General features: G+C 60.7%; 24 protein-coding genes. 8 read left to right on the top strand and 16 right to left on the bottom strand.

All coding sequences use genetic code 11. The features are described from left to right. Positions 1-34 precede the first annotated feature (34 nt). On the bottom strand, positions 35-946 hold the full coding sequence (gene nac, locus JOE29_RS11185; protein WP_003394172.1) for a nitrogen assimilation transcriptional regulator NAC: 912 nt from the start codon (positions 944-946) through the stop codon (positions 35-37). Between the two features lie 275 nt (positions 947-1,221). Between nac and JOE29_RS11180 the strand changes: the two genes are divergently transcribed. The 3 genes from JOE29_RS11180 to JOE29_RS11170 are packed head-to-tail and all read left to right on the top strand — an operon-like array spanning position 1,222 to position 5,422. Beyond that, a complete protein-coding gene (locus JOE29_RS11180) occupies positions 1,222-2,430 on the top strand; it encodes an aspartate transaminase (protein WP_210079503.1) in 1,209 nt (402 codons plus the stop codon). 10 nt (positions 2,431-2,440) lie between these two features. After that, a complete protein-coding gene (locus JOE29_RS11175) occupies positions 2,441-4,033 on the top strand; it encodes an MFS transporter (RefSeq protein ID WP_210079502.1) in 1,593 nt (530 codons plus the stop codon). 57 nt (positions 4,034-4,090) lie between these two features. Further along, positions 4,091-5,422, top strand: a complete 1,332-nt coding sequence (locus JOE29_RS11170) for an OprD family porin (protein WP_024665394.1) — start codon at positions 4,091-4,093, stop codon at positions 5,420-5,422. A 51-nt stretch (positions 5,423-5,473) separates the two neighbouring features. Here the strand turns inward: JOE29_RS11170 and JOE29_RS11165 are convergent, their stop codons facing one another. Genes JOE29_RS11165 through JOE29_RS11155 form a run of 3 tightly spaced genes read right to left on the bottom strand, consistent with a single transcriptional unit; the run spans position 5,474 to position 7,205 of the window. Continuing rightward, the gene (locus tag JOE29_RS11165) at positions 5,474-5,782 is read right to left on the bottom strand and encodes a putative quinol monooxygenase (protein ID WP_003344909.1); all 309 of its coding nucleotides are present in this window, start codon (positions 5,780-5,782) and stop codon (positions 5,474-5,476) included. 26 nt (positions 5,783-5,808) lie between these two features. Then, entirely contained in the window at positions 5,809-6,993 is a 1,185-nt protein-coding gene (locus JOE29_RS11160; RefSeq protein WP_044313104.1) for an L-dopachrome tautomerase-related protein, read from the bottom strand. Then, positions 6,957-7,205: a hypothetical protein gene (locus tag JOE29_RS11155; RefSeq protein ID WP_152625583.1), complete on the bottom strand. Its 249-nt coding sequence runs from the start codon at positions 7,203-7,205 to the stop codon at positions 6,957-6,959. The genes JOE29_RS11160 and JOE29_RS11155 overlap by 37 nt, the downstream gene beginning before the upstream one ends. Before the next feature lie 66 nt (positions 7,206-7,271). On the opposite strand from JOE29_RS11155, the gene JOE29_RS11150 reads away from it, so the two are divergent. Then, a complete protein-coding gene (locus tag JOE29_RS11150; protein ID WP_044313103.1) occupies positions 7,272-7,853 on the top strand; it encodes a TetR family transcriptional regulator in 582 nt (193 codons plus the stop codon). A gap of 5 nt (positions 7,854-7,858) precedes the next feature. Here JOE29_RS11150 and JOE29_RS11145 read toward each other — a convergent pair whose 3' ends face one another. The 3 genes from JOE29_RS11145 to JOE29_RS11135 form a co-directional block, all read right to left on the bottom strand. Continuing rightward, on the bottom strand, positions 7,859-8,833 hold the full coding sequence (locus tag JOE29_RS11145) for a biotin-dependent carboxyltransferase family protein (protein ID WP_016568240.1): 975 nt from the start codon (positions 8,831-8,833) through the stop codon (positions 7,859-7,861). Continuing rightward, the gene (locus JOE29_RS11140) at positions 8,830-9,702 is read right to left on the bottom strand and encodes an allophanate hydrolase subunit 1 (RefSeq protein WP_074909119.1); all 873 of its coding nucleotides are present in this window, start codon (positions 9,700-9,702) and stop codon (positions 8,830-8,832) included. The genes JOE29_RS11145 and JOE29_RS11140 overlap by 4 nt, the downstream gene beginning before the upstream one ends. 87 nt (positions 9,703-9,789) lie before the next feature. Continuing rightward, entirely contained in the window at positions 9,790-10,545 is a 756-nt protein-coding gene (locus JOE29_RS11135; RefSeq protein ID WP_044313102.1) for a 5-oxoprolinase subunit PxpA, read from the bottom strand. A gap of 156 nt (positions 10,546-10,701) precedes the next feature. On the opposite strand from JOE29_RS11135, the gene JOE29_RS11130 reads away from it, so the two are divergent. Then, on the top strand, positions 10,702-11,619 hold the full coding sequence (locus tag JOE29_RS11130; protein WP_003346362.1) for a LysR family transcriptional regulator: 918 nt from the start codon (positions 10,702-10,704) through the stop codon (positions 11,617-11,619). Positions 11,620-11,631: 12 nt separating this feature from the next. On the opposite strand, the gene JOE29_RS11125 is transcribed toward JOE29_RS11130, so the two are convergent. After that, entirely contained in the window at positions 11,632-12,567 is a 936-nt protein-coding gene (locus JOE29_RS11125; RefSeq protein WP_057406839.1) for a LysR family transcriptional regulator, read from the bottom strand. A gap of 157 nt (positions 12,568-12,724) precedes the next feature. On the opposite strand from JOE29_RS11125, the gene JOE29_RS11120 reads away from it, so the two are divergent. Next, positions 12,725-13,129, top strand: a complete 405-nt coding sequence (locus JOE29_RS11120; RefSeq protein ID WP_003394156.1) for a RidA family protein — start codon at positions 12,725-12,727, stop codon at positions 13,127-13,129. A 19-nt stretch (positions 13,130-13,148) separates the two neighbouring features. Here the strand turns inward: JOE29_RS11120 and JOE29_RS11115 are convergent, their stop codons facing one another. The 5 genes from JOE29_RS11115 to JOE29_RS11095 all read right to left on the bottom strand — a co-directional run bounded on the left by JOE29_RS11115 (position 13,149) and on the right by JOE29_RS11095 (position 19,271). Beyond that, positions 13,149-13,490, bottom strand: a complete 342-nt coding sequence (locus JOE29_RS11115) for a hypothetical protein (protein ID WP_044313100.1) — start codon at positions 13,488-13,490, stop codon at positions 13,149-13,151. A gap of 132 nt (positions 13,491-13,622) precedes the next feature. Continuing rightward, complete coding sequence (locus JOE29_RS11110; RefSeq protein ID WP_044313099.1) at positions 13,623-14,873, bottom strand: thiolase family protein; 1,251 nt, start codon at positions 14,871-14,873, stop codon at positions 13,623-13,625. Further along, the gene (locus JOE29_RS11105) at positions 14,870-16,756 is read right to left on the bottom strand and encodes a feruloyl-CoA synthase (RefSeq protein WP_210079501.1); all 1,887 of its coding nucleotides are present in this window, start codon (positions 16,754-16,756) and stop codon (positions 14,870-14,872) included. The genes JOE29_RS11110 and JOE29_RS11105 overlap by 4 nt, the downstream gene beginning before the upstream one ends. Positions 16,757-16,925: 169 nt before the next feature. Then, positions 16,926-18,374: an aldehyde dehydrogenase gene (locus JOE29_RS11100; RefSeq protein WP_210079500.1), complete on the bottom strand. Its 1,449-nt coding sequence runs from the start codon at positions 18,372-18,374 to the stop codon at positions 16,926-16,928. A 66-nt stretch (positions 18,375-18,440) separates the two neighbouring features. Then, positions 18,441-19,271, bottom strand: a complete 831-nt coding sequence (locus JOE29_RS11095; RefSeq protein ID WP_003401024.1) for a p-hydroxycinnamoyl CoA hydratase/lyase — start codon at positions 19,269-19,271, stop codon at positions 18,441-18,443. Positions 19,272-19,483: 212 nt separating this feature from the next. On the opposite strand from JOE29_RS11095, the gene JOE29_RS11090 reads away from it, so the two are divergent. Beyond that, on the top strand, positions 19,484-19,972 hold the full coding sequence (locus tag JOE29_RS11090) for a MarR family transcriptional regulator (protein ID WP_003314860.1): 489 nt from the start codon (positions 19,484-19,486) through the stop codon (positions 19,970-19,972). A 30-nt stretch (positions 19,973-20,002) separates the two neighbouring features. On the opposite strand, the gene JOE29_RS11085 is transcribed toward JOE29_RS11090, so the two are convergent. Beyond that, positions 20,003-21,325 carry an OprD family porin gene (locus JOE29_RS11085; RefSeq protein ID WP_210079499.1) on the bottom strand — a complete coding sequence of 441 codons (1,323 nt, stop codon included), beginning with the start codon at positions 21,323-21,325 and terminating at the stop codon, positions 20,003-20,005. Positions 21,326-21,653: 328 nt separating this feature from the next. On the opposite strand from JOE29_RS11085, the gene mhpT reads away from it, so the two are divergent. Beyond that, entirely contained in the window at positions 21,654-22,874 is a 1,221-nt protein-coding gene (gene mhpT, locus JOE29_RS11080) for a 3-(3-hydroxy-phenyl)propionate transporter MhpT (RefSeq protein WP_210079498.1), read from the top strand. Between the two features lie 604 nt (positions 22,875-23,478). On the opposite strand, the gene JOE29_RS11075 is transcribed toward mhpT, so the two are convergent. Continuing rightward, entirely contained in the window at positions 23,479-24,426 is a 948-nt protein-coding gene (locus JOE29_RS11075) for a transporter (protein ID WP_122232309.1), read from the bottom strand. Positions 24,427-24,510: 84 nt separating this feature from the next. Then, positions 24,511-25,278 carry a coniferyl-alcohol dehydrogenase gene (locus JOE29_RS11070; RefSeq protein WP_003426464.1) on the bottom strand — a complete coding sequence of 256 codons (768 nt, stop codon included), beginning with the start codon at positions 25,276-25,278 and terminating at the stop codon, positions 24,511-24,513. Positions 25,279-25,280: the final 2 nt, after the last annotated feature.

Raw genomic sequence — 25,280 nt, 5'->3', positions numbered from 1 at the left:
TGTGGGGTGATAAGCGCCCCTTATGACGTCGCGATCATTGCGTACGGCGGTTGCCGCGCATCTCTGCGACCAGTTCCAGAAGGATCGCCTTGACCGCCTGGGCCGGAACCGACAGCGGCAAGTGCCCGGAAAGGCACAGCGCGAGAGGTGCTTCGATTTCGGGTTCGACAATGCGGCTCAGGTTGACCGCATGCGTGTCTGCCAGCACCCGTGCAGCAGACTCGGGAAGAATGGTCGAGCCGAATCGATCGGCCACTGCTGCGGCCAGCGTCGTCGAAGATTCGACTTCTGCGACCACCCGGGCACTGCGTTCGATACGCACAAATGCCTCGTCCACCAGACGCCGGACAGTGTTGTAGGTGCGTGGCAACAGCAGGTCGATATCGGCCAGCTCGCTGAGCGGAATTTCCTCGCGGCCCTGGAGCGCCTCTTCGGCACTCACCAGGTACAGTTGCTCGCGTATCAACGGCACGAAACTCAGGCCATGCACCTCTCGCCCGCCATAGAGAACGGCCATGTCCATGCGCCCGTTCATGATCAACTCGCTGAGGGTGGTGCCAAAGTTCTCATTGAGGTACAGCAGAATGCCCGGATGACGCTCGCGTACGCGTTTGAGCAATGGCAGCGACAGTGTCGAAGCGGCAGTGCCGGGTGCCAGCCCTACCGACACCGGCCCCGATAGCGCCAGACCGCTGGCGTTGACGTCACTCTGCGCCTGCTCGCACTGGCGCAGGATCACCTGAGCATGCCCGTACAGCACCTTGCCCGCCTCGGTCGGGGTGACGCCGCGCTTGGTGCGGATCAATAATTGTTGCTGCAGCTCGGCCTCCAGCGTCACCAACTGCTGGCTCAGCGCAGGTTGTGCGATGTGCAGCACATCGGCGGCCTGAGTCAGGCTGCCGATATCGACAATTTTCACGAAATATTTCAAACGGCGAAGGTTCAAGGTCGTGCACTCCAGAGTCGCGATCAGGAGGCTTCAGCAAGACCCAGGCCAGCTCAAGAAAATCAGACATAAGCAATTGCTATGTCAGTCCCCGCTGATCGGGTTTGCCAGGCGCTGATCTCCCCGTAACCATTGCCCGCCCGTTTTTGGTGCAACGCTGGTTCATCTGCGGTCATAAGCGCTGCCTATCAACCCAGAACGAACTCGTCTTATGGCGAGCGCCTCGCTGGCTCGTAACGTATTCCTCATCAAGGCCATCAACGAGGAATGCCAACGTGACCGCATCTCGCATCGCTGCCCGCGTGCTCCGCATCAAACCGTCGCCAAGCAGTGCTGCTGCCGATCGGGCCAATGAACTGCGGCGCGCAGGCAAATCGATCATCAATCTGGTGGTTGGCGAGCCGGACTTCGACACGCCGGCGCACATTCGTCAGGCCGCCTGTGCCGCCATCGAGAACGGTGAAACGCGCTACACGCTGAACGCTGGCACCACAGCGCTGCGCGAGGCCATCGCCGCCAAGCTGCAGCGTGAAAACCGCCTTGCTTATGCGCCCGGTCAGATCGTGGTCACCAGTGGTGCCAAGGCCGCGATCTTCAATGCATTTGCGGCGACATTGGGTGTCGACGATGAGGTGCTGATCCCCGCGCCTTACTGGGTGTCATACCCGGACATGGTTCTGGCCTGCGACGGTCGCCCTGTGACCCTGGCATGCCCGGAAGAAGATCAGTTCAAGCTGACTGCCACGCAACTGCGCAATGCGATCACGCCGCGCACCCGCTGGCTGCTGCTTAACTCGCCGAGCAACCCGACCGGTGCCACCTACAGCGCATCCGAATGGCGCGCGCTGGCCGACGTACTGCTCGATTACCCGCACGTGCTGGTCATGACCGATGATATCTACGAGCACATCCGCTACGACGACGCTCCGCTCAGCCACTTGCTCACTGTCGAGCCAGCGCTGCGCCAACGCGTGCTGATCATCAACGGCGTGTCGAAGACCTACGCCATGACCGGCTGGCGCATCGGTTACGCCGCAGGCCCCGACGATATCATCAGGGCGATGGCGACCCTGCAATCGCAGTCCACCAGCAACGCCTGCTCGGTGAGCCAGGCCGCCGCAGTCGCTGCCTTTAACGGCGACCAGTCTTTTGTCAGCGACAGCGTCAAGGTCTACAAACAGCGCCGTGATCGTTGCCTTGAGCTGATCAACGCCATTGACGGCCTGAGCTGCATCAAGCCCGAAGGCGCGTTCTATCTCTACGTCAATTGCGGGGCACTGATCGGCAAAACCACACCGTCAGGTTCGGTACTGGAAGCCGATACAGACGTGGTGCTGTACCTGCTGGAAAGTCAGGGCGTGGCCGTTGTCGCAGGCAGCGCCTATGGCCTGGCACCGTTTTTCCGGATGTCTACGGCTACTGCCCTGGAAACCCTTGAAGACGGCTGCGCGCGCATGGCGACTGCTGTCGCTGCGTTGCGCTGAGCACCTCGACATGACGACGCCGAGCCATCCAGCCCTGACCTTCAAACAGGCCTTGTTGGCCATGCTCGGCATATCACTGGTACTGGGCCTTTCCGCGCTGGATCAGACCGTCATCGGCAACGCACTGCCAAGCATCGTCGCCGAGCTCAACGGTTTCGAGTTGTACGCCTGGGTCGCCACCGGCTACCTGCTGGCCTCTATCGTGACCATCCCGATCTTTGGCCGGCTGGGCGATTTTTACGGGCGCAAACCGTTCGTGCTGGCCGCAACAATCATCTTTACGCTGGCCTCGCTGCTCTGCGCACTGGCAGACAGCATGTTGGTGCTGGTGATCGGGCGAGCCTTGCAAGGCGTGGGCGGCGGCATGTTGATCGGTACCGCCTTTGCCTGTGTGCCCGAACTGTTTCCCGACACCCGCCAGCGGCTGCGCTGGCAGGTGTTGCTGAGTGCCATGTTCAGCGTGGTCAATGCCATCGGCCCAGGATTGGGCGGTTATCTGTCCGGCGAGTTTGGCTGGCGTTCGGTTTTTTGGTTGAACCTGCCACTGGGCGTGGTTGCCTTGTTTTTTGCATGGCGCTTTCTGCCGTGGTATCGCCCGCAAGGGCATCGAGCCCATTCTGCCGGTGCGATCCGGCTCGACTGGCTCGGGGCTTTATTGATCGTGCTGACTCTTGGCAGCCTGCAATTGTTCGTCGAATGGCTGGGCCAGCGTTCTCTGTCCGTCAGCCTGACCTGTGGCGCCGTGACCCTCGCGGCCATGGCCGGCCTCTGGTTCCAGGAGCGCCGCTGTGCCTTTGCCTTGCTGCCCGCCGGGCTGTTCGCCAACCGCAGCATCCGCCTGCTGTTCATCATGTCGCTGCTGGCCGGCGCCATCATGTTCACTCTTCTTTTTTATCTGCCGCTGCTCTTGCAGGGCAGCTACGGCTACTCGCCAAAAGACGCAGGGTTACTGCTTACCCCGCTGGCGCTGAGCATTACGCTGGGCGCCATCGTCAACAGCCGGATCGTCACACGCATGGCCAACCCCAACCGGCTGCCGGTCGCCGGGTTCGCGGCCTTGTCAGTCGCCTGCATTGCCCTGGCACTGGTCGGGCTGCATGCCGGGTTCAGCACCTTGCTGGGGCTCATTCTGCTGGCGGGGCTGGGGCTGGGTTTCATTCTGCTCAACCTGACCGTATTCACCCAGACGCTCGCCGAACGGCAATTTCTCGGTATTGCCACGGCACTGACGCAGTCCTTGCGACTGGTCGGCGGTTTGCTGGGTACGGCGGCCATGGGCGTGCTGGTCAACGTGCTGTATGTCGCCAACCTGCAAAGTGCGCTGAACGCAGCAGGTCAGGCGTCGGCCTTACCGCGTTTGGCTGACCCTCAGGTTCTGCTGCAGCACACGCCTGCCAATGTCGATGCGGCGCTGCTGATAGCCCGCACCGCCCTCGCCCAGGCGGTGGGCACGGGGCTGCTGACGTGCGCCGGGCTGGGCGTGCTCGCGCTGCTGGTTCTGCATCGTCTGCCTCGCGTCGAGCTTCATCGAGTGCCCGGTGCAACAACGCCTGCAACGGATTCATTTGCAACACCTGCGCCTGAAAAACAACAAGAAACCTGACTGCCGCCTGACTCTGCCTCTCAAAAAACACTTAATTACAGCATGAGGATGAATCCGATGGAGCGTATCAATCGCGCCGCCCCTTTCGTTGCGGGCTTTTGTGGTCTGCTGATCGCTCAGCAGAGCTACGCCGAAGGTTTTCTGGAGGACAGCAAGGCCAGTATTCTTGCGCGCAACTTCTTCAGTAACGCAGACAACCGCAGCGGCGCTGCCGACCCGAACTACACGCAGGAGTGGGGCCAGGGCTTCATGCTCAACTACCAGTCGGGCTATACGCCAGGCACAGTGGGCTTCGGTGTCGATGCACTCGGCCAGTTGGGCATTCGTCTGGACTCGGGCAAAGGCCGTCACTACAACCCGCAAAGCACGGCGTTCAACGGCAATATCTTCCCCACAGACAGCGACGGTCGTGCGGTCGACGAATTCAGCAGCCTGGGGGCAACGCTCAAGGCACGCGTCTCCAGGACCGAACTGAAATACGGCACGCTGGTGCCGATGCTGCCGGTGGTGATGTCCACCGACCGCATGTTGCAACAGACTTTTCGTGGCGGGCAGATTCAGTCTGGCGACCTGAAGGACTTCACCTTCACCGCAGGCCAGCTGGAACATGTCATGGGCCGTGGTTCGACCAATCAGATGGGCATGTCGATTCCGGGTGCAAACAACCCGCTGACCGGCGAGTTCGTCAACACGTTCTACTATGCAGGCGTCGATTACAAACCGACCAAAGACCTGACCTTGCAGTACTACTACGGCAACCTGGAAAACTTCTACAAGCAGAACTTTCTGGGCCTGAAATACGACATGCAACTGGGTCCAGGCACCCTGCGCACCGACCTGCGCCATTTCGACAACCGCTCGGACGGCGCCAACGGTCACGACCCGGCGTTCTACACAGTGGGTTATTACGGCAACGGCGTCACCAAGGGTGAAGTCGACAGCCGCCTTTCCAGCGCCCAGTTCACCTACCTGATCAATGGCCACACCTTCGCTGCGGGTTACCAGGCCGTGACCGGTGACAGCGATGCGGTCTGGCTGAATCAGGGTGACGGCTCGACTGCCTACTTCATGACCGAGTCAATGATCGGTAAATTCCAGCGCGCCGGAGAACGTACCTGGCAGGTTCGCTACGGCTATGACTTCGCCAGACTGGGCGTACCGGGTCTCAACTTCCTGGCAATGTATGAAAGCGGCTCGAACATCCAGACGTCCGACGGCGACAAGAAGGAATGGGAGCGCAACGTCACCCTGAGTTATGTGGTGCAGTCCGGTCCGGCAAAGAACCTCAGCGTCGCGCTACGCCACGCGCAACTGCGCACCGAATTCGCCAGCCAGCGTGATTCCGATGAGCACCGGGTTATCGTCAGTTACCCGATCAATATTTTCTGAGATATCGGCGGTGCTCAATAGGGCCCGGACTGACCGGGCCCTTCAGAACACTCAGCTCGATACCTGATCGAGAAATATCAGCTGCGGCGGCTCTGCCAGCAACTCGCCGCTGACTGCCGCGAACTGTTGGTAGTGCGGCGTGGCGACATGGGCGTCCAGCGCTGCCTGATCCTTGAAGCATTCACGCATGTAGAACGTGCCGCGCTCATCGCGCGCTTCGAACAGTGTGTACTCGATATTGCCTGGCTCCGCCCGGGTGGGTTCCACAAGTGCCGATAATGCGGTTTTCAGGGCCGACTCTTTGCCGGCACTGGCTTTCAGGACTGCCATCAAGGCCAATGGCTTTGCAGGTGTGTTCATTATCGATGCTCCGGTATTCGATTCGATCAGTGGGTAGGTGCGGGCGCAGCGTCTATTTTCAAACGCAGCAGGCTGTAGGGTTTTTCCCGCTTGTCGTGGCCGGCGTTGAAGTTGGCCTGGCGGTGCAACTGGTTGACGATGAAGTACAGGTAGCCATCCGGGCCGATCGACAGGGTGTCAGGCCACAGCATGCGCGGATCGTGTGCCACTGTTTGCCAGGTACCATCCGGCAGGCGTTTGCGAATCGAATTATGCTCGTAGTCGCCTGCGTATACCGCGCCTTTGGCATCGGCCTCCAATCCATCCGAAGCACCTTTTTCACCAAGGTCCTGCACCGCCGCTGCCAACTGCTGCTCACTGACTTTGCTGTCGTTCAACAGCTCGGTGGCGACGGAGTACAGATGGCGGCTGGACAATGGCGAGAAATACAGTGTCTTGCCGTCTGACGACAACGCAATGCCGTCCGAGGCGACGCCGACCGGTGTGCGCGTTCCGTTCGGGCCATCGCCCAGCACGGCCACGCCCTCGACGACGGGTACGAAAGCCGGATCGACAGATGTTGACTGCGCCCCGTTCAAGCGCCGCACGGCGTGACCGCTGGCAATGTCCATGACAATGATCGCACCCGGCCCGCTCAAGGATGAGTCCGTTACATAGACCGTCCCCTCCGCTCCCTTGCGAAAGTCAAAGCGCATGTCGTTGACATAGGTGCCGGGCAATATGACGTTATCCGGAAACACCAGGCGCTTGACGATTCGGTTGCTGGCCAGGTCCACGGCAACCAGTTTGGCGCCGCCTCGACGCGGGGACGCAAAGCCCGGTGCGGCCGTGTCCAGAAGCCAGACACGCCCCTTGCCGTCGGCGACCACGCTCTGCACGCTGATCAGCCCGTCGCCGGGGTCTTTGGGGTTCTCCTTGTTGACCGCCAGATCAGGGTAGGCAACCACTTTGCCGTCACGAATCTCGCCCACGGTAAACGGCACCTTGTCACCCCAACGCGGGAAATTGACGAAGATCCGCCCGGTTTCAGTCACCGTCACCCCGGTCGGCATCGCGTCATAAAAGGCATGAACCTGCTCGAGCTTGCCAATCGGTTTGTCAGCCGGCGCACTGGCGGGCAATGGAATGGCGGTCGCGCCGTAGGCCAGCGAAGTGGCGAGTGTGGCTGCGGAAATCATGGCAATTGCGGCGGAAATTTTCGTTCGATGCATAGTGCTCTCTCCTGAGGGGCTAACTGCCCATCAGCATTGGGGGCTTTGTGTGCCATAAACAGGTTGACGACTAGTCTGAACTTTCTTGTTTCAAAGAGAAACGCGAGGAATACGCTAACACTTTCAACGCGGAGGCGAAGATAGGTATTAATCGTCAGCCACCACTTGCAGTCAGCATCCTGACGATCGGCGGTTTTGATGACGGTCAGCATCAATGCTATATTCAGGCTCTTCCAGGCCCATACGGCCACCACCAGACAGGCAAAGAGGCAACCTGCATGAGAGTTACCAAGGCGCAGGCCCAGGCCAACCGGGCACACATCGTCGAGACGGCGTCCGTCCAGTTTCGCGAGCATGGCTATGACGGTGTCGGGGTGGCCGATCTGATGGCTGCCGCAGGCTTTACCCACGGCGGGTTCTACAAGCATTTCGGTTCAAAATCCGACCTGATGGCCGAATCGGCGGCCTGCGCTTTCTCGCAGACGGTGGCCAACTCGACCGGCATCAATCCAGCGAAGTTCATCGATTACTACCTGTCCCGGGAGCACCGCGACAACCTCGGCACGGGCTGCCCGATGGCCGCGCTGAGCGGCGATGCAGCGCGCCAGTCGGCCGAGGTCAAAGCGACCTTCGCCGACGGCATCGAAAGCCTGCTTGCAGCGCTTGCTCCCGACCAGGCAGCACCCGGCGACGAAGAATGGAAACAGGCGCGGGCAAACACCATCGACCGCTTTGCCCATGCGCTGGGGGCGTTGCTGCTGTCACGCAGCTGCCCGAATGACTCGCCGCTGGCGGACGAAATACTCGAGGTGTGCCGCGCGAAGATGCGGGCACAACTGGAGTCCGGGCAGGCCGACTGACCGTCTCAGGAAGGAAACAGTTTGCTCAGGCAGGCCAGCTTCTTCTTGTAGGACTTGCGCGCCACCAGCGCTTCCTCCAGCGTGACGGCCACGAATCGGGCGGTCTGATTGGGTTGCATCTGACCGATCAGGTCCAGGTCGGCGCTGATCACCGTGCCGATCATCGCATAGCCCCCGCCCGACACGGCATCACGATGCAACACAATCGGTTCCAGCCCGGCAGGCACCTGAATCGAGCCGATCGGGTAGCAACTGTCGACGATATTGGACGGATCGGAACCGGCGCCGAAGGGCTGCTCCCTGGGCTGGAAGGTCAGCGCCCTGCCCCCCTTGAAGCGATAACCGATGCGGTCGGCTTCCGACCCTACGCTCCAGGGCTCGGAGAAAAAACTGGTGGCGGCAAATTCGGTCAGGCGCTCGTAGTACAGGCCCGGCACCACCCGCAGATACACTTCCCCGCCCAACGATTGGCGCAAGGCCATCGGCAGGCTGGCCCCGGCGCGTCCCTTGCCGCTGGGTGTGCCTATCGGCAGCTGGTCATCAGCGGCCAGTCGGCGACCCTGAAAACCGCCAAGCGCACCCAGCGTGTACGTCGAACGGCTGCCTAGTACCAGCGGTACATCAATACCGCCGGCGACGGCCAGATAGGTACGCGCACCGTCCTTGGGGAAGTCGAAACGCAGCACTTGCCCGGCCTTCACCGCAAAGGCGGTGTCGTGGTGCATTTCCACGCCGTCGAGACGCGCCGCCATGTGCGCGCCGCAGACTGCAGCCAATGTATCGCACTGGAACTCCAGCTCCGGCCCCAGCAGTGTGCATTCAAGCGCCGCAGCGCCGGGTGGATTGCCGACCAACTGATTGGCGGCGCTGAGGGCATACTGATCGAGCGCACCGGAGGGCGGAATGCCCAAGTGATAATAGCCCTCGCGGCCGAGGTCCTGAACCGAGGTGGCCAGACCGGGTTTGAGCACCTTGATCATGCCAGCACCTCCTGCAACGACTTGGGATAGCCCACCGGATCGGCCAGAAAGGCATCCAGCGAAAACTCGACCGGGCGGATGAGCAGGTCGAAGCGCCCCGCTTCCACCTCTGCGACAGCCTCGTCATAGGCTTGCCGGTCAAGCGGTTTGAACTGGACGATATCGCCCGGCCGGAAGAACACCATGTGCTCTTTCAGGTAGGCCAGCTTCTGCTGCGGATCATAGATCGGCGCGGGAGTGACGCCAAACATCTGATAACCGCCCGCTCCGCGTACCGAATAGATGCAGCCGAAGCAGCCGCCGTGGCCGAGTGTGTGCTTGGGCGTATCGGTGCGCGGACGCAGGTATTTGGGCACTTGCAGCTGACGCTCGCGCTCCACCATCTGGAACATGAACGGCAGACCGGCGACAAAACCGACCATCGAAACGAACCACGGTGCACCGCTGTGCGCGGCGATGAAGGCATCGACATCCGCCAGGTTATTGATGCGTGCAGCGTATTCCAGGTCGGTGGAACCGGGGTCCTGATGGCGGTCACGAAAGCGCATCAGGGTTTCGTGGGTCCACGGATCGTTGTACAGCACCGGGATTTCGATGATCCGGGTCTGCAGGGTACGTTCGGCGACCGCACCGGCCTCGGCCGCCCTTACCGCTTCGAGTAAGATGTGTGGTGCGATGCGGTCCGGATCAAAACGAATCTGGAATGACGCGTTGGCCAGGCAAACGTCCAGCACACCATCCAGCGCCAGACGCTCGACCGCACGGGTCACCGCCAGTCCCTTGAAAAATGCTTCCAGCGACATACTGTCACTGACCTCGGCGAACAGATGTTCATCAGCGCCAAAGCTGTAGCGAATCGGATCAGCCATGTCTGTTCCTTTCTTGAAATCGTTGTAGAACGGCAGGCAAAAAATCAGTAACACGGCTCGTGCGTCTGTGCACACGATACCTTGGACTCAACGCGGTGCACGCACCTTGATGCCCGCAGCGTCGAGCGCCAGGCGTGTCGCTTCTGCAAGGTCCAGCGCACCCGGCGTGTCGCTGTGCAGGCAGATCGAATCGAATTCGATGCTCAGGTCATCACCCTCGACAGTACGCACCAGACCTTGCAGGCACGCGCGCACCACGCGGGCTGCGACTTCGGTCGGGTCCAGGGCGCGTACGTGACGGGTGAAGACGATGGAGCCGCTAAGGTCGTAATCCCGATCAGCGTAGAACTCGCGGATCACCGGCTGGCCCAGTTCCTCGGCGATCTTGCAGATAACCGAACCGGGCATGCAGTAAAGCAGCAAATCAGGCTCCAGGCGCTGCAGGTTTTCCACCAGCAGTCGGGCTGCGGCTTCGTCCCTGGCCAGGTGCATGTACAAGGCGCCGTGTGGTTTGAAATGCTGCAAGGCCACGCCCTGAACCCGCGCCAGCTCGCGCAGGGCGCCCAGTTGGTAGAGCATGTCGTCGACCAGCTCCTGGGGCGTCGAGTTGATATGCCGGCGGCCAAAGCCGACCAGATCGCGAAACCCCGGGTGTGCGCCGATGGCAACGCCCAGGCGTTTCGCCTGCTCGATCGTGCGGCGCATGGTGCCAGGGTCACCTGCGTGAAAACCGGTCGCAACATTGGCGGAGCTGATAAAGGTCATCAATTCAGTATCGACGCCGTCACCAATAGTCCACGCGCCAAAGCTTTCACCCATGTCCGAGTTGAAATCCACCTGCATGGCTGTTGCTCCTGTGGGCTGTCCGGACAAAGGGCTATCCGGCTTCATGCAAAGCACGTTAAATTCAGCCGCACCCCTTGGGTAGATCTATTAACAGATACGCCATCTTCTGAAAAACAGATACCTCGCTAAGTAGTACCTCTGTCTGGAGTGCTTATGTCCCTGACCTTGCGCCAAGTCCGTTATTTCGTGGCAACTGCCGAGATCGGGCAGATCTCGCAGGCGGCCATTCACCTGAACATTTCCCAGTCGGCGGTCACCACGGCGATCAAGGAACTGGAGAGCATGCTCGGCACCCTGTTGTTTCAGCGCTCGGCGCAAGGCATGAGCCTGACTGAAGCAGGCCGTCACTTTCTCAACAGGGCTTACGTCATCCTGCGCAGCGTCGATGATGCTCTGAACAGCCCGCTGCCCGATATCCGCGCCAGCGGCGTATTGCGCCTGGCCGCCAGCTACACGGTCATCGGCTACTTCCTACCGCATCATTTGCAGCGCCTGGAACACTGGCACCCGGACGTCGCCATCGAGGTGCATGAGCAGGAACGACAAGCCATCGAACAAGGCCTGTTGCAAGGTCGCTTCGACATGGCGGTGGTGCTGACGGCAAACATCACTCACCCGGATATCATCTCCGAAACGTTGTTCAACTCCGAGCGCCGCCTGTGGCTGTCCAGCCATCACCCGCTATGCCAACGCGCCTCTGTCAGCCTCGCCGACGTCGCGCAGGAGCCCTATATCCTGTTGACCGTCGACGAAGCCGAACAAAGCGCCATGCGCTACTGGGAACTGGCCGGGCAACAGCCCAACGTCAGAATCCGCACCAGTTCGGTGGAAGCGGTGCGCAGTATGGTCGCCAACGGCAGCGGCGTGGCGATCCTTTCCGATCTGGTGCATCGCCCCTGGTCGCTGGAAGGCAAGCGTATCGAAACGATCACCGTCACCGACACAGTAACGCCAATGAGCGTCGGCCTGGCCTGGCACCGCGAACGTGAGTTGAGCCCGGCCATGCAGGCCTTCCGCAACTATTTTCATGACGCATTCCTGGCCCCGCAGCAACTGTCGGCACGGCGTTGAACCCGCGGCGCACTATTGCGCAGGACGTGTCGGTGGCCGAGTGACAGGCGCATGCTCGGCCATCAGCTCGGTGATCCAGTCGATAAACACCCGGACCTTGATGCTGATGTGACGGTTCGGCGGGAAGGCCACGTACATCGGCATGCTGTCCAGCTGCCAGTCTTCGAACAACGGGACAAGGGCTCCGCGCTCCCGATACGGCTTGGCCATATAGTCCGGCAGCCAGAGAATGCCCATTCCGGCCAAACCTGCGGCAACGTAGGCATTGCCATCATCCACTGCCAGCGTATAACGCCCCTGCACATGGAGCTTTTCCCCGTTGCGTTGCATGGCATAGGGCAGCGCCTTGCCGGTGCGCGCCCACAGATAGCCGACGATGCGATGGGCCGAGTCTTCGAGCTCTTGCGGATGAACAGGCCTGCCCATTCGCTGCAGGTAGTCCGGCGCGGCGTAAACGCCCAGTTGCAGGTCGCCCACCCGCCGCGCCATCAGCGACTGATCGGCTATCTCGCCACCCCGCACCACGCAGTCGACGTTCTCGCCAATCAGATCGACCATACGGTCGCTGACACCCATATCGATCTGAATGTCCGGATAACGCGCATGAAAGCCTGGCAAGGCGGGCATCAGCAGCATGCTGGCCAGCGGGCTGGGCACGTCCACGCGCAATCGTCCTCTGGGCAGCGACGCTGCACTGGACAGGCTGGTCTCGGCGTCATCCATGTCGGCCAGCAGCCTGACCACGCGCTCGTAAAACACCGCACCGTCGGCAGTCACGTTGACCCGGCGCGTGGTGCGATTGAGAAGCTTGACCCGCAAACGGGCCTCCAGTTGCTGCACCAGTTGCGTCACGCTGGTCTTGCTCATGTGCAGCGTAGTCGCGGCCTTGGTGAAACTGCCGGTTTCCACCACGCGGGCAAACGCTTGCATTGCGTCGAAACGATCCATCCTCGCCCCCGCCTGTCATGCCTCATCAGCCTGTCGATTGTTTGGGTTTCCCAAACAGTGCTGAGTACGGTTGCTGGTTTATCGCACAGACGCAAGTCCCTAGTCTGGCTTCAACGCTGATTTCAGCTTTCGTACCCAAGTGTTGATGGAGACACCCATGACCCAACGTGACGTCGTTTTCCCGGCTGGCCGGCAGGCGCTTTACGAGCGCAATCGCTATTCGCCCGCCCTACGCTCCAATGGTTTTCTATTCGTGTCCGGACAAGTCGGCAGTCGCGAAGACGGCTCACCCGAGCCGGATCTGGAGAAACAGGTGCGCCTGGCGTTCAACAACCTGAATGCCATCCTGCTGGCGGCCGGCTGCACGTTCGACGATGTGGTCGACGTGACGGTGTTCATTGTCGATCCCGAGGCAAGGTTCGAGCGGATATGGAAGGTGATCCCAGAGTTCTGGGGCGACGCGCCGCATCCGACCCTGACCGGCGTCGGTGTAACCTGGCTGTATGGCTTTGATTTCGAGATCAAGGTCATCGCCAGGCTGCCAGAAGCCGTCGAGCAATAACCGGGTGGCGTGGGTCCGCTCAGCGGCGAATCGGCACCACGCGGTCGCTTGCATCCGCCGCCAGGGGCCCCTCGAACTGCTGGAAGAACTGCCCGGACACCACATGATCGAGAAACTGCGCCTGCTCTTCGGTGGCCAGACGTATCGGCGAGTAGCCGTCGGCATCGGGCACAGCCAAAAGGCGCGCCTTGCGTTCGTGAGCCACCGCGATGAACGCCCTTTTCTCTTCGTCGGACATCAACGAAAAGCAATCGGAAAGATTTTCCAGCGAGCGCACCGCCAGATCCTGGTCGAGCTGCTTGTCATCCGTGAACATCAAATGCCAGACGAAATCGAAAGAAAGCTCAGCGAGGGCACGCATAGACGGGGTTCCGTGGGGTCGAGAGGTGCGAGATTCACTGTTCGCTACGATTCGGTCAAGCGCTAAAGGATGACCTGCGTGAGGCGTAGCGTTTAAAGCAGGAAAATGTCGCATTTGCGGGTATGTTCCTGGCTAGACACGCTCGGACGCATAGTGGGGATTCTCGATCAGCAGCGCCATGCCCTGCCCGCCGCCGACGCAGGCTGCAGCGATACCGTAGCGCAGGCCCGTGTCGCGCAATTGCCGGGCCAGGGTCATGACCAGACGCAGCCCGGTGGCGGCCAATGGGTGACCCAGGCCCAGTGATCCACCCAGGCAGTTGAGCCGCTCGTGGTCAAGCTCCAGCGTTTGTGCCACTGCCAGAACCTGAGCGGCCTGCGCTTCATTGATTTCCAGTCGACCGATATCGCTCAGTGCCAGCCCGCTGCGCTGCAACAGCAAGCGGATCGCAGGTGCGGGGCCAATACCCATGAACTCTGGCGCGACCCCCGTCACCGCGCTAGCCAGCAGATGCGCCAACACCGGACTCGTCGATTGCGCAGCACTCCCCACCAGGGCCGCCGCAGCGCCATCGACCACCGCACAGCTATTGCCTGCGGTCTGCACCCCGTTAGCGTGAATGGCGCGCAGACGCGATAGCGCTGCCAGATGGGTCGCACGCGGATGGCTGTCCTGCGTCACCACTTCAACCCCTCGCGGCAACTCGATGCCGCGCGGCTGATAGCCTTCCAGCGCAAAGCGCTCGCTGCTGACCGGGACAATTTCCTCGGTCCATTTGCCGGAAACCTGCGACTGCAGCGCCCGCTCATGGCTGAGCAAGGCATAGCGGTCCACTGCTTCACGGCTCAACCCATGCCGTTTGGCGAGGTGGTCTGCCGTGGCGATCATGTCCATCGCCGGTGCAGGGTCATACAGCGCTTCCCAGAGAAAATCCTTGAACTGCACAGCGGCACCGAGCGAGAAGCCATTGCGGTGGGTATAGGCCGCGATCGGGTTGCGCGACATGGACTCGGCGGCGACGCACAGCGCCATCTGCCCGCCTTCGCCCACGTGCAAGGCGGCCTGGCGCAATAATTCGAAACCGGTGGCGCAGATGCGCTGCACACCCAGTGCCGGAACGCTCTGCGCGACGCCGCTGTACAGGCCGATATGCCGGGGCAGCAGGTACGCATCGAAACTGGCCTGCGCCATCGAACCGGTCAGTACGCTGTCGACCTGATCCGGCTCGACGGCAGCACGCGCCAGAACCTCGCGGCCGACCTTGATACCCAGGTCGATGGGCGAGACAGCCGCCAGAGCGCCGCCCAGATCCACCCAGGGCGTGCGCACGGCATCGAAGATGGCTACGTCACTGAATGCCGAATACTGCCCGCCGCCACTCATGCCTTGGGCGCTGCACTGAGCTTGTCCGGGTCCTGATCACGGTACAGCGCTTCGACCTTGTCTGCGCGCCACTGCAGGACGGCGCGCTGGTTGATCGACCCCTTGTCGGTGATTTCGCCGCGATCAATGGAAGCGGGCTGATCAAGCAGCACGATCCACTCCAGCCGGCTGGCGTTGCCGTTCGCGCCCTGATTCAGGCGCGCCAGCCAGTCGGCGAACCATTCGCGTACCGGCGCACTGGCCAGTACCTGTGCATCCGTGGCCTGTGCATCCAGCCCGGCCAGTTGCCGACACTCGTGCACCCTGGGAAACACCAGCGCCCCGAGGCATTCGCGGTCAGGCGCAGTGATGACCACATCCTGCACATACGGCGAGCCTTCCAGCACCGCGCGGTTGCGCATCGGTCCGACGCTGACGAATACGCCCGACGACAGCTTGAAATCCTCGGCCAGACGCCCGTCGAACATCAGGCCCAGTTCGGGTGCCGCAGGATCGGCAAGCTTGATTGCATCGCCGGAGCAATAGAAGCCGTTCTCGTCGAACACTTCGGCCGTCTGCTGCGGCGAGCGCCAGTAGCCCGGCATGATGTGCGGACCACGAAACCGCCCTTCGAGCTTGCCATCCACCGGCACCAGACACACTTCGCATCCCGGTGCGGGCAGGCCGATGTACCCGGCCATCGACAATGGCCCGGTAGTAAAGGTGCAGGACGGCGCAGCCTCGGTCATGCCCAGCCCGGCCATCATGCGAATCCGCTCGCCGCAATGCTGCTCGGCCACCCGGTCAAGACGATCCCAGATGCTTTGCGACAGGCCGGCAGCGGCGAAGAAGAACAGCTTGATGCGCGAGAAGAATCGCTCGCGCAGCTCGGCGTCCTGCTCCAGTGCGTTGACCAGCTCCTCCCAACCCTTGGGCACAGTCAGGTAGGCAGTAGGCGAAATTTCCTTGAGGTTGCGCAAAGTCTCGGCGAAGCCTTGTGCGGTGGGCTTGCCGTTGTCCAGATAGAACGTGCCACCGTTGTACAGCACGATACCGATGTTGTGACTGCCGCCGAAGGTGTGATTCCAGGGCAGCCAGTCGACCAGCACGGGCGGTTCTTCGCCGAACACCGGGAACGTCTGCAGCAGCATCTGTTGATTGGCACACAGCATGCGTTGGGTAGTCACCACCGCCTTGGGCAGTTTGGTCGAGCCCGAGGTGAACAAAAACTTGGCGATGGTGTTAGGGCCGCTGGCCAGGAAAGCGGCATCGGCCTCGCTGCCACCCGGCTCTTCGAGCAGGCTGGAGAAGCTCAAATGAGGCCTGCCATTGAGCTGCCCGCGTACAGTGATGACGGGCGTGTCCGTAGGAATGATCGCATCAATGGCACGCTGGAACGGCGCGGCATCACTGACAAATACCAATCCTGGCCGCAATACGTCGCAGACGTGTCGTAACTTGGCGAAATCCTGAGACATGACCGAATACGCCGGTGATACCGGGCAGTATGGAATGCCGGCGTACATGGCACCCAGAGCAAGCTGCAAGTGCTCGATGTCGTTACCTGACAGCAACGCCAGCGGCCTGTCGGCGGAAAGGTCGTACGCCAGCAGGCTCTGCGCGATAGAGCGCACATCAGTCAGCATCTCGGCATAACTGACCTTGCGCCAGCCGCCACGGCTGTCGCGGGCGGCAATAAAGGTCTGTTGCGGACGCAACTGAGCCCAGTGCACCAGCCGGTCAAGCAGCCGGTCGGGCAGGCGTGCCAGGGGCTCCAGGGAACGCATGTGCAGAACGCCCTGCTCTTCCCGCACCTCGATGGGCGGGTAGCCGATCGAGACCTGACGGTAGCGCGGTGCATTATCTTCACTTTGCAGCGTTGATGATCTGATATCGGAACTCACGTGCGTTCTCTCCATCAAGGTACGCAGGCGCCAAACGCTACGCAGCGGTTCGGGCCAAGCGTTGCAGCACCAGGCTGCAGCCTTGTTATTGTTGTGCCTGAGTCACCGGCGACACGGTCTTGTGTAAAAGAGCGTTACCGCCGGCCTGGAAGGTTTCAGATCGGGTGGTTCAAATGGGATAGTGCCGTGGCCCGTTTTGCAACGTCACCCAGCGCAACTGGGTAAAGTGCTCGATCGAGGCCTTGCCGCCGAAACTGCCATAGCCACTGGACTTCACCCCGCCGAAGGGCATTTGCGCCTCGTCGTGAACGGTGGGGCCGTTGATATGGCAGATCCCGGACTCGACCCGTTGCGCCAGCGCCAGGGCCCGGCTGGTATCACGACTGAAAATCGCCGCCGAGAGACCGAACTCCGAATCGTTGGCCAGTCGCAATAGCGCTTCGTCACCGTCGCCGCGCAGCACCACGGCCACCGGGCCGAAGGACTCCTCGCGGTACAGGCGCATGGCATCTGTCACACCGTCGAGCAGCGTCGGTTGCAAAATGCTGCCCTGCAACTGCCCGCCAATCACCAGCGTTGCGCCAAGCGCCACGGCGTCGTCGATCAAGCCCTTGATGCGCGTCCCGGCACCCACGTCGACCAGCGACCCGAGGACCGATTCACTGTCATCCGGATTGCCGGCGCGCAAGGTTTTGATCTTGGTCGTCAGCTTGGCAACGAAGGCGTCGGCGACCTTGTAATCCACGATCAGCCGCTCGGTGGACATGCAGATCTGGCCCTGATTGAAATAAGCGCCAAAGGCGGCGGCCTCTACTGCCGCGTCGAGATCGGCGTCGTCGAGCACCAGAAACGGTGCCTTGCCACCCAGTTCCAGCAGTGCCGGTTTCAGATACCGCGCCGACAGTTCACCGACGATGCGGCCTACATGAGTGGAACCGGTGAAATTGACCCGCCGTACTGCCGGGTTGGCAATCAGGCGCTCGACAATCGCCGGCGCATCGGCCGGCGCGTTGCTGATCACGTTCACCACACCGTCACCCAGCCCGGCATCCTGCAGCACCTGGCCGATCAGCCGATGCACGGCTGGGCTGAGCTCCGAAGCCTTGAGCACCACGGTATTGCCGCAGGCGAGTGGCATGGCGATAGCACGCGTGGCAAGAATCACCGGCGCATTCCACGGCGCGATACCGAGGACCACACCGCAGGGCTGGCGCAGCGCCATGGCAAAATTGCCGGGAACATTGGAGGGGATGACATCGCCGGTAATCTGCGTCGTCATGGATGCCGCTTCGCGCAGCATGTTGGCGGCCAGCTGTACGTTGAAGCCGTACCAGTTGGCCATTGCTCCGGTTTCGCCGGCAGCGCCAATGAATTCAGCGCTGCGGGCCTGCAACTGCGCGGCAGCTTCGAGCAGACGCGCCCGACGTTCGCCGGGCACCATCGCCGCCCAACCGGGGAACGCAGCCTGAGCGGCTGCGACCGCCGCATCGGCATCTTCCAGAGTCGCCGCGGCCACCCGCGAAACCACCTCGCCAGTCACCGGGTTGCAGCGTTCAAATGTACGTCCGTCACTCGCGGGGCACGACTGGCCGCCGATCAGCAGGGGCACGTCCAGCATGGTGATTCCTCTTTATTATCTTTATCAGGAACTACAGACTCGGTTTTAAAACTTCTGGATAACCGACTAGCGTTTGTAAGCTTCCAGACCAGGCTTGATGCTCTTGTCATCGAGGAACTGCTTCATGCCCTGCTCGCGCCCGCCTTCCTTGTCCAGCAGACGTGACTGGTCGAGTTTGGCGTACAGGTAGTCTTCGTTCTGCTCCCAGGTCAGTTCGCGGCAGCGTTTGAAGCCGTGCTTGGCGGCGCGCAGTACCACCGGATTTTTTTCCAGCAGATTGTTGGCCAGATCGATGGTCACCTGACGCAGTTGCGCCAGCGGCACGCTTTCATTGACGAGGCCCATTTCAGCGGCCTTCTGACCGTTGAAGGTTTTGCCGGTCATGATGTAGTAAAGCGACTGGCGGTGGCCCACGGTGTCCGCCATGGCCTTGCTCACCAGGTTGCCGGGCGGAATACCCCAGTTGATTTCCGAAAGGCCGAAGGTCGCTTCATCAGCGCAGATCGCCAGATCACAGGCCACCAGCGGGCTGAAACCACCACCGAAGCACCAGCCGTTGACCATGGCGATGGTCGGCTTGGCGTACATGCGCAACATCTTCCACTGCCACTGGGAGGCTTCGCGACGGATTTTTTCCTGAAGAATTTCCGGTCCGGCATCTACCTCGCGGAAGTACTCCTTGAGGTCCATGCCAGCGGTCCACGCCTCGCCCGCACCAGTCAGCACCAGAACGCCCGCATCGGGATCCTGCTCGAGGGTTTCCAGCACATCGATCATTTCGCGGTTCAAGGTCGGGCTCATCGCGTTGCGTTTTTCCGGCCGATTGAGGATGACCCATGCGATACCTTGCTCGATCTCGACCTTGATGGTTGACCAGCGGCCTTCATATTTGCTCATGGCGATGCTCTCTTGTTCTTGGCTTGAAGATGACTCAAAGCTAAACCGCAAATATAGTTATGTCAATTAACTGTTATCCACATTAATCAAAATCTCGGCACTCCGTCCGAACCCGTGGGTCACAGTGAAGTAACACCCCATAGCTATCATTCGCCAACCTCGGCAAACTGATCGGCTGATTGACCCATCAAACCATAAGGACCGCATTTTCAATGGCCAAGCCATCTGACATCGCCGACGTTTGCCAGGCTCCCGTACAGGCTGCCGAGGCACCTTTACCAACGGATTCTGCGCTGGATGATCTGATCGGTTATGCCATGCGCCGTGCGCAGCTCAAGCTGTTCCAGAACCTGATCGGACGTCTTTCCACACACGACCTGCGTCCGGCGCAGTTCTCGGCCCTGGCGATCATCGAGCAGAACCCGGGGCTCATGCAGGCAGACCTGGCCAAAGCACTGGCGATCGAACCACCTCAGGTCGTTCCATTACTCAACAAGCTCGAAGAACGCGCGCTGGCCGTCCGGGTACGTTGCAAGCCGGACAAACGCTCGTACGGCATCTTTCTCAGCAAAAGCGGCGAAACACTGCTGCGCGAGCTGAAACAGATCGCCGTAGACAGCGACCTCGAATCCACCGCAGCGCTGGATCAAAAGGAACGTCAGGACCTGCTCAGGTTGCTGAAAAAAGTGTATCAATCCTAAACGGCTTCCCTGCCGTCAAGGCGGGGGGCGCTACCAGAGCGGCAAGCTGTATTGCACGATAAAGCGTGTCTGGTTCTCGTCCCGAAACGCTGCACCTGCCGGGAAGTCGTTGCGATAGATCGACTTGCGCGCCAGCAGCCCGACGTTCTTTAGCGGACCGCTTTGCACAACGTAGCCCAGCTCCATCTGAAACTCACGCTCCTTGCGATCATCGGCATTGAAAGCGGGCAGCTCAATGTTGTCGCCACGCACATAACGCAGGCGGCTGCGCAACCCGACCAGCCCGACGGCGGTGAAGTCATAGTCGTAGATGGCTTGCCAGGTGCGCTCTTTGGCGTTGAGGAAGTCCGAGCTCATGGTCATCTCGCTCAACCCCATCAGTTCGGTGCCCGAGACATAAGGCGTCGCCGTGTCGCCACTGGAATGCATGTAGCCAAGGCTGACGCTGTGCCCTCCCCACTTGTAGCCAAACAGCGCGGACAGGTTCTGGTTGTCGACTTCGCCAGCTTTCGCGCTGCCGGTATCGCGGCTGAAAAAGCTGCGCAGATCGGTGCTCAGTACGCCGTCGCCAATCGCCAGCTTGTGCAGCAGGGCCAGGGTGTTCTGGGTATAGAGATCGTCTACTTCGGCATGATACGCACGCAGGCTCAGGTCCTTGTCGACCTGATAATCGCCACCGGCATAAGCCATGTGCGACGACGTTGCCGCCCCATTGAAACGGCGGTTCGGTGAAGCGATGCTGATGGCCTGGTAGTTGCTGGAGTCACGCTTGTTGACCCGGTCGATGTAGCCCGCGTTGAGGGTCAGGTCATCGATGTCCCTGGAAGTCAGCGTGGTGCCACGAAAGGTCTGCGGTAACAGTCGCGAGGGACTGGCGAAAGCGAACGGCAGGAAAATCGACACATCACCGGTCTTGACCGTGGTTTCATGGAATTTCAGCTTGCCGGTCAGGGCCAGCCGCGAATACTCGTCGGCCGCACGGCCATCACTGGCAGATACCGGCAATAGCTCGGTGCCGCTGCGGTCTGGCGAAGAATCCAGCTTCACGCCGACCAGCGCCCGGGCGTCCAGGCCGAACCCCACCGGCCCCTGGGTAAAGCCGGATTCCGCATTCATGATGAAGCCCTGCGCCCACTCCCGAGTTGCTGGCTTGGCGCCATCATCCTTGTAATCGCGGTCCATATAATAGTTGCGCAGGGTCAGGGTGCCATGGCTGTCATCCAGAAAGCCCTGCGCCTGTGCAGGGTCGGGAATGGCACTGATACCCAGCAGGCCCAGCGCGAGGCCACAACGTTTTCTACGAAAAAAGGGAGCTGACACAGCGCTTGCTGCATCAAGAGCGAGCTTAGGCATGTTCGGTGTCCACTTATTGTTGTTGTTTTTGGAGTCGGTCCGGCGCTTGATTGCAGGTCCGTGAGCAGAGAATTGAAAGATTCCGCAGCCACGTCAATCCAAAGTGATCGATAATCGAACATTAATATCATTAACTACTTTATCGGTCGCTCGACATTCATCTTCTAACTCAATGTTTTTAAAAGACTAAGATCCGTTTTTTACGAGTATTTCGACCAGATTCAATTTTTAGTTATTTTTGTTACCTTGATAACTACCTGTCACAACGCCTCGATTGGCGCTAGGGAACAGGCTTTTCTCCACAACAAAAACAACAATGAGGCTTGCCATGAACAGTCCGTTACGTCGATCGACGCTGACCATTGTCTTGTGTTTTATCGTTGCGCTCATCGAAGGTTTCGACCTGCAAGCTGCCGGAACGGCGGCCGCCGGGTTGCGTCAGACCTTCGCCCTTGAGCCGAAAATGATGGGCTGGGTGTTCAGCGCAGGGATCATAGGGCTGCTGCCTGGCGCGTTCTTTGGCGGGTGGATTGCCGATCGCATCGGCCGCAAGAAGATCCTGGTGAGCGCAGTACTGCTGTTCGGGGTCTTTTCGCTGAGCACTGCGTATGTCGAGAGCTTTTCCGGCCTGTTGCTGGTGCGCTTCATGACCGGCCTGGGTCTGGGGGCAGCGCTGCCCAACCTGATTGCATTGTGCGCCGAAGCCGTCAGCGAACGTCACCGCGGGCTGGCCATCAGCGTCATGTATGCAGGAGTGCCATTGGGTGGTGCCCTGGCGGCGGTCGTGGCCATGTTCACCAGCGAGCACTGGCAGACCACGTTCATCATCGGCGGTCTGGTGCCGCTGCTGGTAGCTCCGCTGATGATCCTGTTGCTGCCCGAGTCCAGCGCTTTCAGACAGCAGACCAGCGCTGGCAGCGTTCGGCATTCAAGCGCCACTGCGTTGTTCGGCGAAGGTCGGGCGCGCACGACGCTGGCCTTGTGGCTCGGTTACTTCTTTACCCTGACCGTGATGTACATGCTGCTCAACTGGCTGCCTTCACTGCTGATCGGTCAGGGTTTCAGCAAGCCGCAGGCGGGCATGGTGCAGATGTTGTTCAACATCGGCGGCGCACTGGGATCGCTGTTGGGCGGGCTGTTGCTCGATCGCTGCAATGGCATCAAGGTCGTGCTGTTCGTCTATGCCGGTTTGCTCGCAGCGCTGGCAGGCGTGGGTCTGTCGGTCGGTATCGTACCGATGGCCATTGCCGGGTTTGCAGCCGGGGTATTTGTCATTGCCGCGCAGTTGGTGCTGTATGCGCTGGCCCCACCCTCCTACCCGACCTCGGTACGCGCCACCGGTGTGGGAGCTGCAGTGGCCATCGGCCGTCTCGGTTCGGTCGCCGGCCCCCTGGCGGCCGGGCAACTGCTGGGCGCTGGCGCCGGAACCGCCGGCGTACTGCTGGCCACCTCGCCAGGCCTGGTGATTGCGGCACTGGCGGCGATCACCGTGCTGTCCAGATCAGTCGCCATCGAGAAGCGTGAGCTCAAGGCTGCAGAGTCGAGCTGATCAGACGCTATGCCATCGTCCCCACGCTCTGCACCCACAGTTATGCACAAGTCGTGTGGGAGCGAGCTTGCTCGCGAAGAGGTCGGTACAGCCTCCAGAAATAGAGCGTTTGGACTAACGTCTTTGTGAGCTATGCGGATCGCAGTGAGCGCAGCACGTGGGAATGCAGTGTGTGACGCTACGCGTCACACAGCGGTTGTTCTTTGTCAGGTGGATTGGGGTTCGACTCAGGTCACCTTTTCGCCCCTCGGCGAGTTACTTTGATAGGGCCAAAGTAACCAAACCCCCTGGCTCCGCTTCCGGCCCGACTTCGTCGGGTTCCTTCGTCCTGACACTGATCCGGGGGTCGCCGCAACGGGCCATCCATGGCCCGGTGCGTCTAGCCTGGCGTCCTGCCAGGCTACCCCCGGATCAGCGCCAGGACTCAGCCGTCACTTACGTCGCAATCTGCGTCGTCAGCGCCATCGCGATCGAAAAGCGCTTCTATGGCAGCGGCTAACGGCAAGTCATGCTGTTGCGCCGCATCTGAGAGGTGTGACGCAGAGCGTCACGAACTGCATTCCAACGCGGAGCGTTGGAACGATAGTCAAAACAATCTCATGCCTTACAGCTTGTGCAGAAAATTCAGCACCACCTTGTTACCTTCGGTGCGGTTTTCCGCGCCCTGTTCAAAATAGCTATTGACCGTCAGCACGTTCTCCTTGTTGAAGGCATACAGGAAGCCGGGGCCGATGGCCCAGACCTTTTCCTTGCGACCACTCACATCATGGCCGTCCACCTGGGTATCCGTGAACTGCTTGAGCCAGTAACCGTTGAGCCCCAGCGAAAGTTGCTCGTTAACCGCATATTGCAAAGTCAGGTTGGCATGCAAAGCCTGCCCTGCCTGCGTGTCGGAAACATTGCCAAACCCGGCTTGCGGGTCATCGTTCTTACCGTTCCATAAATACATGAAACGCCCGCTGGCCGACCATTTCGGCGAGAACCAGTAAGTCGCGGCGTAGTACGGGTTGAACGACCAGAAATTGCTGCCGGGGTTGATCGAGCGATTGCGATCGTAGGCGCCGACCGGAATCGCAATGTCCGCCTCGATACGCTGAGTCAGCAGCGGGCTGCCATCGGCACGGGTGATCGTCGGCAGCTGCAGAAACGGGCCGATGACCAGATCGCCGAAACCGGCGCGCGAACTCAGGGCGGTGTTGCCCAGACCGTCATCCACGTCGACATGCGCCAGCGACGTATTGATTGCGGTAATACCCGGCATGGCACCGTTGGCCAGCGGCTGACCGACATAGATGATCTGCGTGGTCACCGCCAAGACATCCACATCCTGTTTGGGAAGTTGCAGTTTGTCGCCATTCACGTCATTGAAGCGATTGGCCTTGGCATAGTTCAGATACTCCTCCAGATACCAGCCCGGGCCTGCAGGCGCCGGGGATCCGTCGTAGAAGCTGGTGTTGCCCAGATTGAGGCCGGGCAAGTCATAGGCGTATGCAGTCGATGACAAGGCGATGAATGATACGGTCGCAACGGTACGCAAGACTGACTTGGGCATCTTGTGATTCCTGTACTTATTGTTGTTGTTTTCAAGAGCCCCGACGCCACGAGCGCGTCGCCGGGGTTGCAACACGTGCAGCCATTACACGTAGGAAGCGGCCAACCCTCCATCCACCGGCAAGTTGACACCGTTGATCCAGCGCGAGGCGTCGGAACACAGAAACGCAATTACCTCGGCCACCTCATCGGCCAGCGCAGGGCGCTTCATGTGCAGGCCATCACGGGCGACCCGCTCCTGGCCAACCATGCTGACAAAGTCTCCCAGAATCGGCGTGAACACCGGCCCCGGGGCGACGCAGTTGACGCGTACCGAATGATCGCGAAACCATTCCTGCGACTGCTTGAAGCTCCAGACGATCAGCGCTTCCTTGAAATACTGGTAGCAGGTTTCATGGGCGACCGGATTGGCCGCCAGCCACTCCTGCCCTTCGCCGTAGCTTTCGGTGGCAGCCAGCGCCTTGTGCAACTCCAGCCTTTCAGGCCACTGCGAGCCGAGTATCGACGCCACGTTGACGATACTGCCGCCCGACACGATGCGCGGCAACACGCGTTGGGTCAGGTGACGCAGCCCGAGGTAATTGACCTGGGCGACTGCCTGAACGGGGGCAGTGCCGGGTACACCGGCGATGTTGCACAGGCCGTCGATCTGCTTGGGCAAACGCTCGATCAACGCGTCGATACTGCCTGGATCGGCAAGGTCCGCCTGGAAGAAACTGTCCACGGTCAGTTGCGGTTCATGACGATCGATGCCGATCACTCGGGCACCCTGGAAGCGCGCCACACGTGCCAGCTCAGCGCCGATACCGGATGACACGCCAGTGACGATCAGTGTTTTGTTATTCAGGTTCATAG

This window comes from Pseudomonas sp. PvP009, from assembly GCF_017832995.1.
Lineage (GTDB): Bacteria > Pseudomonadota > Gammaproteobacteria > Pseudomonadales > Pseudomonadaceae > Aquipseudomonas > Aquipseudomonas syringae.
The sequence above is the reverse complement of the archived record's forward strand: the minus strand, read 5'-3'. Positions and strand labels throughout refer to the sequence as shown.